We start from the raw sequence: 11,969 nt of genomic DNA on the forward strand, positions 1-11,969 counted from the left end.
GGATTGGGAAAAGTAACAGCTCGTCCTAAGTGGCTGCAAAACATGTTCCCAGGCGAGGCGAAATAGGGTGATTCAAGACAAATATCAAGAAGAAATGAAATATCTGTTTAAGAAAGAAAATCTAACGATGTTCAATTATCTGAATATCAGTAATATTTTAGATCGTAACAAAACAGAAAAGCCCACCATTTTCAAGGCAGGCTTTTCTGTGTTCAAAGGATTTGGCCTCAGTTAGCTCTTGCAAGCTGCACTTCCAGTCTGATATCGACGTTCTTTTCGTTGTTGTTATACCTGGAACCGTAGCCACCGTTACCAATTCCGACGCCCATTCCTCCACCCATTCCGATACCGCCGCCAAGACCAATGCCGATCCGCGGGCTGAATCCTGATTGTGAAGATTGACCATCGACCTTAATGCTTACACCCAGCATGGAAGTTTCCCGCGCATTCACTGCCATTAAAGCGAAAGGAATCACAATTTGCTCGGTCAACTCTCCGTCACGGTCCATGGTAATGGTAGATTTGATACTGCCGTCGGGAGCGACGAGATTGATGAAATGCTGCCCGCTTTTATCTTTCCATACTGCTTCTTTGTTATAAGAATCCAGAAGCAACCCCAGTCCCAGGCTATTTGGAAGATCGGTATCGATCCTTTTCAGCGCCTTCCTGTCCTCCTTCATTACCACCGGAAACAACAAGGAATAGGCTTCTTTTTTCTGTCCTTCCGGGCTGAATGCGATCTTCAATCCGCTGCTCAGGATGTTTTGGATCGTGGACGGGTCTTTTGTCTTTAATGTGATATAAACAAACTGATCGTCATTGATAATCCCGTAACGTAGCCTCGACCGCTGGTCTTGCTGGTCGGGCTTCACCCCATCCGCGTACGAAAAAGGTGCATTCCACTTGGATTCATAAGTCATTGTTTTGGATGAACTGCATCCGAAAAGGGCCACTAACAGCAGGATAATTGCACTGTTTTTTATATTTCTCATTTTGTTGGTTGAAACGATTTTTAATATACCTGATAAACGAATTCCTGCAAATAATCATTACGATTACAGGAAACAAATCGTTGCAAAAAGGTTGTCAGACCAGCTGTGGTAACAGCATGCTTATTTTCTGGTGCAGCTTTTCAGGTTCAAATGGCTTGGAAAGTGTATCGTTCATTCCTGCTTCGTAGGCCTGCTGAATTTCCTCCGGCAATACTGTGGCTGAAAGCGATAATATCGGGGTAGTAATCTTCAATTCATTCCTTGCGAGGCGAGCTGCCTGAAAACCGTCCATTTCCGGCATTCTTGTATCCATAATAATGAGGTCAAAAATCTGTTTTCGCAGCGTCTCCACTGCTTCCCGGCCATTTACTACCACAGTCGTTTCAAGCATCCAGGCTCTCAGGTATTTCTTTAAAAGCAGTGCATTAATAGGGTTATCTTCTGCTACGAGCACTTTCCTGCCAGTAAATGGAGGTAGATTTTGAAACGAGATCTGCGTTTTTACCTCCTTAGTTTTCGGCTTGGCATCATTGAGGATCATCGTGAAAAAAAACTGGCTGCCGCTGCCCGTGCGGCTATTGACTTCGAGCTCGCTACCCATTAAACGCGCGAGTTTCTGCGAGATAGTCAGGCCCAGACCGGTACCCCCGTATTGATGCGAGATGTTTTCGGAAGCCTGCCCGTATTCAGAAAAGATATTGGCGAGTTGCTCGCCGGACATGCCAATGCCCGTATCTTCCACCATAAACCTGATCTTATGACCGGAGCTAACCGTCGCCAGATAGTCGATTTTTAGTCTTACCTCGCCTTTTTCGGTAAATTTCAATGCGTTTCCGACAAGGTTCAGCAAGATCTGGTTAAGCCGCATTCCATCTACCAGCACACATTCAGGCACAGCGTTGTCAATCTGAAATGTGAGACTCAGCTTCTTCTCGTCTGCCTTAAATTTCATCAGATCAACAATTGCTTTGGCGCTATCGCGCAGGTCGGTTGAGGTTGGTATGACCGAAAACTTGCCTTCATCAATTTTAGAAATGTCAAGAATATCATTCAATATATTCAGCAACGAACCTGACGATTGTTGCAACATATCAATCAATTCCTTCTGCCCGACGGTCATTTCGGTGGCTGCAAGCAAATTCCCCAAACCGATAATGCCGTTTAGCGGTGTGCGTATCTCGTGGCTCATATTGGCCAGAAACGCTTCTTTGCCCTTTCTCGCCTTGTCGGCTTGTTGCTGGGCGTTTATAAGGGCACGTTCATGCGCCTTTCGCTTTTCAATATCATGCAGATTAACAAACAGGAGTCTGTTTTTGAACATAATGCGCAATTCGAGCCAAACCGGTTGACGCAGCAGTCCATAAAACTGATCTTCGATTACCATGGTTTGCCCGCCAATGTAAGTCTTCTTCACGAGCACATCCCGCAGGGAAGAATTGAGCGGGTCGACGAGCAGATCCAGGATGGACACGCCCACCAGGCCAGTTGGCGAAATGCCGAGAATGGTTTCAACAGACGGATTAATCGAGAAGATCTTGCCACTGTCCGCCTCCACAGTGGCGATGATATCAGGGGAATTAGTAACAATCGTCGCGTAATTTTCGAGTAGTTTGTTCTTGTCCCTGATCTCCTTCTGGCTCCGCGCCAGCCTGATCAGCGAGTCGACTTTTGCATTGGTAATAAACGGATCGAGCGGCTTGTAGAGGTAATCAATTGCGCCGGTTTTCAATCCGCGCACAGCATAAGTAGTCTCTTTTGAAATAGCAGTGACGAATACGATCAGAATTTCTTTCGTCTTCGGGTTGGAGAGCAGGGTTTCGGCAAATTCAAATCCGTCCATTCCCGGCATTTGTACGTCCACCAGTGCTACCGCAATATCATTTTCCCAAACAATCCGTAAAGCTTCGTTCGGCGAGGTAGTCGCGAAAACCTCAATATCAGTCCTGTTCAGGATCGCTTTGAGTGAGATCAGATTTTCCTCCCGGTCGTCAAGCAGTAGTAATTTGGTATTTTCCATGGCTACACTCCGTTTGAATATATAATATCGTTGATTATTCTTGTAAAATTCGCCCTGTTGATAAGACGGTGGCCATGATACAGCTTGATCGCTTCTTCAGGCATACGCGGGGATTCGGCTTCGGCAGGATCCAGTACGTAGGTTGCAAACCCTTTTTCAGCCAAGACCCGCATTCCGAATGCACCGTCGGGACTGGAACCGGAGAAAAGGAAAGCAGCCTTTACCGGAATACCTGAGACTGCGGCAGACACAAACGCAGCGTCAATAGAGGGTCTGGAAAAAAAATCTTTATCAGAAAGATCGTAATAGAAGCGGCGATCGGGCCCAATCAGCAAATGGCAATCGGGCAATGCAAAGTAAACGTGCGCCGATCTGATCTCTTCAAGATGGTCCGGTTCGATCATTACCACTCCCGTTTTACGCCTGAACAGGTCAGGAAGCAAGGCTGTACTGGACTTGCCGCGATGCAATATAAATATGAGCGCACAGTCGGGCGGACTTGTCAATAGCTTCAAAACCTCCTCGAAAATCACCATACTCCCAAGGGAACCTCCGAGAAGCACCAGACTGAGCGGTTGTGATTTTGAAAATGTCCTCATTTTATTTTCTGGTAAATATTAAGCACGGTATCTACCACCCTGAAATTCTGTTCAATACCTGAATAACGCAGCGTTTCCCTTTTTCCCAGACAAAGAAACCCCAGCATGCTCAGACTTTCGTACAATAACCTGAATACGCGCTGCCTCAATTCGAGTGTAAAATAGATCATTACATTCCGGCAACTGATAAATTGGAATTCATTAAATACCCCGTCACCAGTCAGGTCGTGTAGTGAAAAGACTATGTTTTTGCGTATTTCCCGGGAGATAACCGCCTTATTGTAGGAAACGTGGTAGTAGTCAGAGAGCGAATTTTGTCCGTGGGCAAGCAGGTAGTTTTCCGAGAAGGTCCGGACATTGCTGAGTGTAAAAACACCCTCACGCGCTGCTGTAAGCACTTTGTTGTTCAAGTCCGTGGCGTAGATCAGAGACCTGTTGAGATACCCGCATTCTTTGAGCAAAATGGCCAGCGAAAAGGCTTCCTCTCCCGAAGCGCAGCCGGCTACCCAAAAGCGCAGCCCCGGATACGATTCCAGATAGGTAAAAACTTCACTTTTAACCCCAATAAAGAAATCGGGATCGCGGAACATTTCAGAGTAATTGACCGTCATTTCCTGCATCAGATCAAATACTATATCGCTTTCGGGTTCCAAATGCGAGATCAATTGCGGCAATGTCAGTTTGTTCTTTGTCAGATAGCGGCTTGCACGCCGCAGCAGCGACGGTCTGGCATAACCCGAGAAATCAAATCCGGAAGCATTTCTGATTTGCATGATCAATACTTCCAGATCCGGATATTCAAGTAAATTCATAATCAGGCGGAATGTAGCCAGACTTTGATGAGCGAAAGCAGCTTGTCAATATCGACTGGCTTCGAAATATAATCATTGGCACCCGCGGCCAGGCACTGTTCCCGGTCGCCCTGCATCGCCTTGGCAGTTACTGCAATAATCGGAAGCGAGGCCCAGCGACTGTGTGTCCGGATAATCTTTGTCGCCTCGATCCCGTCCATTTCCGGCATCATCACGTCCATAAGTACCAGCTCGATATCCGCATTTTCTTCCAGCTTTTCAATCGCTTCCCTGCCGTTCGTAGCAATTTCAATTTTGAAACCAGAATCCTCCAATACTGCGCTCAATGCAAATATATTCCGCATATCATCGTCGGCAACCAGTATTTTCCGGCCTACAAAAGCATGTTCCGAATATACCGCATTGGCTCCCAGATCTCCCCTTTTCTTGTCGGGCGCAGCAGGCACACGTGGCTGGAACTTTTTCAGAAACAGCTTCACCTCATCCAGCAGCCGCTCGTTGGATTTTTTAGTTTTAATTACAACAGGATGCGAATACTTCATTACCCGGCTCAGATCGGCCTGTGAAAGGTCTTCGGCTGTATTCACAACCACCGGCAGGTTACTCAGGTCCGGGTTTTGCTTGATCTCGTCGAGCAGGTCAAGGCCGTTCATATCCGACAACCTCACATCCAGGATGATCCCGTCGACAGATTCCCTGCTCAGTATACCGAGCGCCTCTTCAGCTGAATAGGCATACAGAACAAAAATGTTATTACTCGTCAAGAAATCGCCCAGGTACTTGCTTTGATACGCATCGTCTTCAATCAGCAGAATTCTTTGCTTTTCAAGATCCTTGCCTTCCAGTTTGAGGAGGTTAAATATATTCACGGCCGACTTCTGGTCAACCGGTTTTTGCATAAAACCAATCGCGCCGCCTTTCAGCATATCTGTGTCAAAATAATCGCCGGAAGAGATCGTATGGACTGGAATAAGCCGCGCGCGGGAATCTGCTTTCAATACTTTCAACACTTCATCGCCCGACACATCCGGCAGGTTCATATCAAGAATGATCGCGGTCGGGTTAAATGTTTTCACCAGTTCCAGCGCGCTTTTTCCGTCGATGGCCAGTTTTACTTCAAAACCTGCGTCAATTGCTTTTGCCGACATATCTGCCGCGAAAACCTCGTCGTCCTCGATCAATAGCAACCTGTTTTCTTTCAGCTGAGGAACAGCCTCAGGCACTGCTGCGATTGGAGCTGCCGTAACTGCCAGAACTTCTTCCTGCGCAGATTGGACCGGAATTCTGAGCGTGAACACGGAACCCTCGCCCGGCTCGCTTTTCAAAGAGATCGATCCCTTAAACAGGTTTGCCAGCTCGCGGCTTATTGAAAGTCCCAGCCCGGTACCGCCGTACTTCCGGCTGGTTGAACCGTCGGCCTGCTGAAATGCTTCGAAAATTGCTTTCTGTTTTTCGTAGGGGATACCAATGCCCGAATCAGCCACTTCAAACACATAATGGGTGGAATCCATTCCGATCGCAAGCGACACAGTACCCGGCGCGGATGTGAATTTGATCGCATTCGACAACAGGTTTCGCACGATCTGCAACAGGCGCACCTGATCTACGAATAGAACGTCGGGGCAGGAAGCATTTTTCTCTATCTTTAAAGTAAGTCCCTTGTTTTCAGCAACTTTGTGAAAAGTATTGGTTAGTTCCGCAAGAATCAGGCCGGTATTCACTTCCTCATTATACAGTTCAATTTTGCCCGACTCCACTTTGGCAAGATCCAGAATATCGTTGATCAACGTCAGCAGATCGTTGCCCGAGTTATAGATCACGGAAGCGTAACGCTGCTCTTCGTCATTCAATCGCAGTCCTTTATTTTCACCTAAAATCCTCGATAAGATCAGAATACTGTTCAGCGGTGTGCGCAACTCGTGGCTCATATTGGCCAGGAATTCACTCTTGAATCTGCCGCTTTTTTCGAGTTCGTCGGCTTTGATCTGTATCTGGTCGCGCGCGGCTTCGATCGTTCCTTTCTGTTCTTCAAGCAAAAAGGCTTTTTCTTCCAGTTCTGTATTGATCTGTTTTAATTCCTCCTGCTGTACCCGAAGTTCCTCCTCCGAAACCTGCAAAAGCGACGTTTGCCGCGTGAGTTCTTCGTTGGTCACCCGCAGTTCCTCCTGCTGACTTTCCAGCTCCTCGGCCTGCAACTGCGTTTTTTCTAGCAATTCATTGGCCACTTCGCGCGCGCGCGCCGCCATAATAGCAACAGCAACGCTGTCAGAGATCATTTCCAGTATCCTCACAACCTTGTGCCCTGGATCCTGCACATACCCGATCTCCAATACCGCTTTCACCTGGCCCTGGAACGAGATCGTTTTGATGAGAACCGCGCCCGGTCCTACCCTTCCCGACGAAGTTTTTAGTGCAAAATATTCCGGCGCAACGTCCAGTTTTTTAAGATCAACCTTATCTGCTACCAGCTGACCGAGGAATCCTTCCCCTATTTTGAATGATTTAATAAGCGAATCCTGCTCGGAAATGCCGTAAGTCGCAGCCAGTTCCATGGTATTTCCGGCGCGGGTTTGCAGGTACATCATGCCCACATGTGCGCCGGTCAGCTCGGCTAGCCTGGCGACCAGTTTCCGGGAAAGCGCCTCCAGAGTTGGCTCGCCGCGCACAGTTTCCGCCGACTTTACGGCCGCATCGAGTATCCAGTTCTTTTCCTGATCTTCCAGAGATAACAATTCCAGCTGCCTGTTCGCTTCCAGGGTAAGCTTTTCCGAAGCTATTTGCGCATTGTAGGTGCGCCGGATAAAATAATAGAGGAGTACGACCACAAAGAGGAATATGGACGATCCGATCAGAATGTATTGCTTTGCATCTGAGGAACTTACGGCTGCATTCTGCTCCCGCTCTGCCAATAATCCTTCCTCCATATTCTCGATCCGGCGGAAGTTGAAATCCAGTAGTGACGAAACGTTCTTCCCAGCCAGTACCAGTTTTCGGATTGTATCCTGGTCAAAATTTCCGCCCTTTAAAATGTCGTATTGCCTCCCCATCAGATCCATCCGGGTATGCAGCAATATTGAAAGCGAATCTACGCGCGTTGCCTGTGTCTTATTGTCCCGCACCAGTTTTCGCAAAACATCCAGCTCCGTCCAAACTTTCGTCACGGATTGTACATAACTAGTTTCGAAGGAACCGTGGCGCGTGAGTGCAAAGCCGCGAACATTGGCTTCGGACGTCAGCAGCTGATTTTTAAGTGAACTGGAAATGCGCATTACCTCCCTGGTATGGTACACCCAGCGAGTGTTTTCAAGCTGAATTTTAATCGCATTATAAGAGGTAACGCCGACAACCAGCACAAGAATTATGGAGAAAGCTGTCCCGAGGAAAACTTGTCGCTGAAAGGATAATCTCATAGAAATCTGAGGTCGTAGAATTGAGCCAGAGCTGTAATATTTTTGTGAATATCAGCAAAAAATATTCATTTCCAGCCTATTGGCCGCACCTAATCGGGAATTTGTCCCAGATTTAACTACAATATACGCCAAAAGTATTTCGACTTGGGTTAACAGATATTCTGGTGTTAAAAAATTAACAATAATATCATAGAACGTCTACCCATTCTACCAACTCCATATCCGGATCTACGATCACGCCCCGCGATTTTTTGCCTAATGTTTTGAATGCATTCATTACTTTCCGAAGATTCCGCCCAGGCTCGCTCAGGTCTTTTGCACCCGAAAAGAGCATGAACACAAAGGTACCGTCGGGCATTTGAACGGCGCGGTCAATATGCAATAAGGTTCCTCCCGGGATCAGCATTTCTTTGCCAAATTGTACCCGGTTTTCATTGCTATACAGGGACTTAATCTCTGTGCCTTCCATCAACCGACTGGCCGCAGCACGCATTTCTGGTGTTTCTTTTTGCGTTAAAATGCCTTCGCGCACCAGCTTTTCGAGCGTAATATCCAAATCAGCCGCGGTCTTCATCCTCGTGAACAGGTACTTCATTTTCTGGATCCGGTCGCGCTTGGCTTCGAATGTATTGACGTCGAAAATACGGTCGGCCATTCTGCGGAGCCGCATGGAGTCCGACCGGTCGTTACTCAATATTTGCTGCATTACGAACGGCCGCGCGTCCGACTTTGTATGCGCGTGGCTAGGCGGCGCATTGCCTTCCGCAATGGTATATACTGATATGCTTTCGTCCCATTCCGGCGTAAAATCCTGCCTGCAGAAAAATTCTTTCAACCAATTATTCACCTGCTGGCCCGTATTCCAGTTTCGCTCCCGTTTCGCGAGGATATACAAACGCTGCACCGGCCGGGTTAATGCGACATAAAGCAGATTCAGATTTTCGACCAGTACCCTCGTCTTTTCATCCTGATACTGCTGGGCCGCAACGGTATTTTCAAGTTCTTTCACCACCGAAACGAGCGAAGTTTTCAGACTTTTACCGGCATAAGTCGCGCTGTCAGGTACTTTAAATTCTTCATAATCAATACCTTCCAAATCCACCCAAAGCTTATCAAGTCTTGCATTGGGAGTCACTTTCCAGTTGGCATAAGGAATGATCACCACCGGATATTCCAGACCTTTCGACTTGTGTATCGTCGTGATCCTGATCGCGTCGGTGCCTTCCGGGATCGTGATCGAAAGCTTGTGCCTGGCAGTGTCCCAATAAGTCAGGAAATCGCCCAGGTGATTTGTTTTCCTGTTGCCAAACTCGTGCACCACGTCCAGAAAACGGAACAGGTATTCTGTCTCAAATTTGCTTTCCAGCAAGCCGAACTGCTTCATCAGCTGCTCGCTCAGTTCGAAAACCGAAAGCTGGCGCAGCCGGAACGAGGTAAGATTTATGTTCCATTTTTTGAAGTAGGTCAAAAAAGAATCAAGTCCCCGCTCTTCGCATAAAAGGCGGATTTCTTCATAATCAGCCGGCGCCGGACTTTCCTTTTTAACAACATGATGAAACAGATAAGCCGCTTCATAACGCGCCAGCCGGTGATCCGAACTGTGCAATACCTTCATAAAAGAGACGATAAAATGCACCGATCGCGAGTAGCTCATCGACAATGCATCGTCAGAAATCAGCGGATAACCAGCTTCCTTCATATAATTGGCCAGCGCCGCCGCCTCTTTCTTGCGCCGGCACAGTACCGCAATATCGCGCCAGTCAAAACCCTGCGTGCGCAAGTCCGCGACGAGCTCGATCGACCTTCTTACCATTCCGTCAGCTGCATGCTCTATCTCCGCTCCTTCGTCATAAGGATCTTTCATTTCCAGAAATTCCACTTCCACGTGGCCGCCGGTAGCCGCATTATCTGGTATTTCCTGCTGGAAATTCTGGTCGTAAACTTCCCTGATCAACGGATATTCGTTACCCAGCAGGTCGGCAACAAAACCGAAAAACTCATTATTGAATGCAGTGACTTCCCGAAAACTGCGCCTGTTTACTTTTAAATGATTGACATGCAAATAATTACTTACCGTATTCAACCGCTCGGCATGAAACGAATCGGAACCGAAGACCGTCGCCATCCTCTCCATTTGATTTTGCGCCAGATTGAGGATCAAATCCATATCTCCGCCGCGAAACCGGTAAATGGATTGTTTCGCGTCGCCGACCACGAGGTTGAAAAACCCGCCGGACAATGCATTTTCAATCAGCGGCAGCAGGTTGGCGAACTGTAACTTAGAGGTATCCTGAAACTCGTCGACCAGAATATGATTGTATTTTTCACCCAGTCTTTCAAAAATAAAAGGCACCGGTTCCCTGGCGACGATCTCGACGATCTTGCGGTTGAAGTCCGAGATATGGACCTGATTATTCTGCCTCAGCAATGCATCAAATTCCTTCCTTATCTCTCCCAGAAGCGATAACTGATAAATATGGCGGTCTAGCTGGTTGTAAAGCAGCACTTTCCCTGACTCGGCCAGCCGCGTATTTTCGATCTGGTGAAAGTAATTTTCCAGGTCTGTCCTGATCCCGTCGATCTCATCCCGGATCAGAAGCGCGGTTTTCCCTCCATACCAAACTCCCTCACCGATTGTCTTGTAAACGTAGGAATTGGGCTCACCCCACAGTTTTTTATTTTCTGATCTGTCTTTAAAATACCCAAAAATCCCCCTTCCGCTCTGATGGAAATCCTTTTCTGTTAAATGAACCGATTGGATCCGATCAAATGCATTGCGTGAAAGTTTCAGCATCGCAGCTTCCTGATCACGCACATAAGTCCGCATTCTGTTGCGAATGCTGATCCAATCCTCCATTTTCAGATCTTCCACCCGCTTCATCTGGAGGTAGCTCTGCTCATTCAGCAACGTGCCGGAAGTATCACGGATTTGCATGGGAAGCGTACCCCAGCTTTTGCCTTCTTCCGCACTTTCCCGATAAAATTTCTCAACAATATCAGTCAAAACCTCTTCCCCATCCTGCCCGATCCTGGATAGCAGCCTGTTTACAGCATCGTCGAGGAGGTCCGCATCAAGCTGCGTTTCGAATACGAAAGGAATTCCCAGTTCGTCGGTAAAACTGCTGATCAGCCGTTGCGTAAATTTGTCGATCGTCATCACCGAAAAATCAGAATAGCGGTGCATGATCTGGGCAAAAACGTTCTGCGCGCGCTCACCCAGCAGTTGCACGGCCGCCTCGAATAGCTCCCGGTCAGTTTCGGTATCGGGAAATAGCTCGGTAATGATATCCTTCATCATCGGATGAACAGCGTCCCCGGCAGACTGCTGTTCGGAGAAAATCCGCAACATCAGCAGGATTCGATCCTTCATTTCGTTCGCCGCCGCATTGGTGAATGTGACTGCCAGTATATGCTTGAAATAGCTTTCAGAAGTAGCGCTGAGGGCCAGTTTCAGGTATTCTTTGGTAAGCGTATAAGTCTTACCCGATCCAGCAGACGAACTATAAACTTTAAACACTTTGGGAAATTTTAGTAGAAAACAGAACTGAGCGCTGAACAATTTACACAAAAAAAGCAGGCTTACACCTGCCTTCCTGAACCAGTAAATCGGGAGTTCTTACAAATTGAAACGGATACCTGCCGAAAGGTTCGGGCTGAGGTAAAATGGCCTTGGCAGCAATTCAAGGTAGGTACCACCTTCCAGAAATACTGACATTCGGTTGTCGGGGATGTAATATTCAAACCCCGCCAGCGCTGAACCGCCCAATGAAATATCCTTCTCATGATTTCCATTCAACCTTTTTGGATAGGATCTGCGGCTATTGATCTGACCGCCCAAACCGTAGTAAACGTGAACTGCCTCCGAGTTGAACAGCGGCGTGTGCCACAGATAATGCACCTGAACTGAAACGCCCGTATTTTTATAAATACCTTCGTCGCCTCTGTACTTGCGGTCCTTGGACAGAATCCCACCGTAAGTCCCGATCGTCACGTCCAGTGCGTGTATATTATTGAAGTATTTCCGGATATTCACGCCGGTAGGTTCACCAAGCTTGAAACCTACTGCCCAGTTATCATATTGGGCCTGGGCAATTCCAAAAGATAGAATGCAGATAAACGTTAAGGCTAATTTCTTCATA

The 11,969-nt window shown here is 47.5% G+C and carries 7 protein-coding genes; all 7 read right to left on the reverse strand.

Annotated elements, in window-relative coordinates; translation table 11 throughout:
- Positions 1-227: 227 nt before the first annotated feature.
- The 7 genes from LZG94_RS10175 to LZG94_RS10205 all read right to left on the reverse strand — a co-directional run bounded on the left by LZG94_RS10175 (position 228) and on the right by LZG94_RS10205 (position 11,968).
- Positions 228-992 (reverse strand): hypothetical protein, encoded by a 765-nt coding sequence (locus LZG94_RS10175; protein ID WP_233791787.1) that lies wholly within the window; start codon positions 990-992, stop codon positions 228-230.
- A 94-nt stretch (positions 993-1,086) separates the two neighbouring features.
- Positions 1,087-3,009 carry a response regulator gene (locus LZG94_RS10180; protein ID WP_233791788.1) on the reverse strand — a complete coding sequence of 641 codons (1,923 nt, stop codon included), beginning with the start codon at positions 3,007-3,009 and terminating at the stop codon, positions 1,087-1,089.
- 2 nt (positions 3,010-3,011) lie between these two features.
- Positions 3,012-3,608: a chemotaxis protein CheB gene (locus LZG94_RS10185; RefSeq protein WP_233791789.1), complete on the reverse strand. Its 597-nt coding sequence runs from the start codon at positions 3,606-3,608 to the stop codon at positions 3,012-3,014.
- The gene (locus LZG94_RS10190) at positions 3,605-4,420 is read right to left on the reverse strand and encodes a protein-glutamate O-methyltransferase CheR (protein WP_233791790.1); all 816 of its coding nucleotides are present in this window, start codon (positions 4,418-4,420) and stop codon (positions 3,605-3,607) included. The genes LZG94_RS10185 and LZG94_RS10190 overlap by 4 nt, the downstream gene beginning before the upstream one ends.
- A gap of 2 nt (positions 4,421-4,422) precedes the next feature.
- Positions 4,423-7,830 (reverse strand): response regulator, encoded by a 3,408-nt coding sequence (locus LZG94_RS10195; protein WP_233791791.1) that lies wholly within the window; start codon positions 7,828-7,830, stop codon positions 4,423-4,425.
- Between the two features lie 187 nt (positions 7,831-8,017).
- On the reverse strand, positions 8,018-11,347 hold the full coding sequence (locus LZG94_RS10200) for a UvrD-helicase domain-containing protein (protein ID WP_233791792.1): 3,330 nt from the start codon (positions 11,345-11,347) through the stop codon (positions 8,018-8,020).
- Between the two features lie 99 nt (positions 11,348-11,446).
- Positions 11,447-11,968, reverse strand: a complete 522-nt coding sequence (locus tag LZG94_RS10205; protein ID WP_233791793.1) for a hypothetical protein — start codon at positions 11,966-11,968, stop codon at positions 11,447-11,449.
- Position 11,969: the final 1 nt, after the last annotated feature.

Origin of the sequence: Dyadobacter sp. CY343 (assembly GCF_021390335.1) — a bacterium.
Classification (GTDB): Bacteria; Bacteroidota; Bacteroidia; order Cytophagales; family Spirosomataceae; genus Dyadobacter.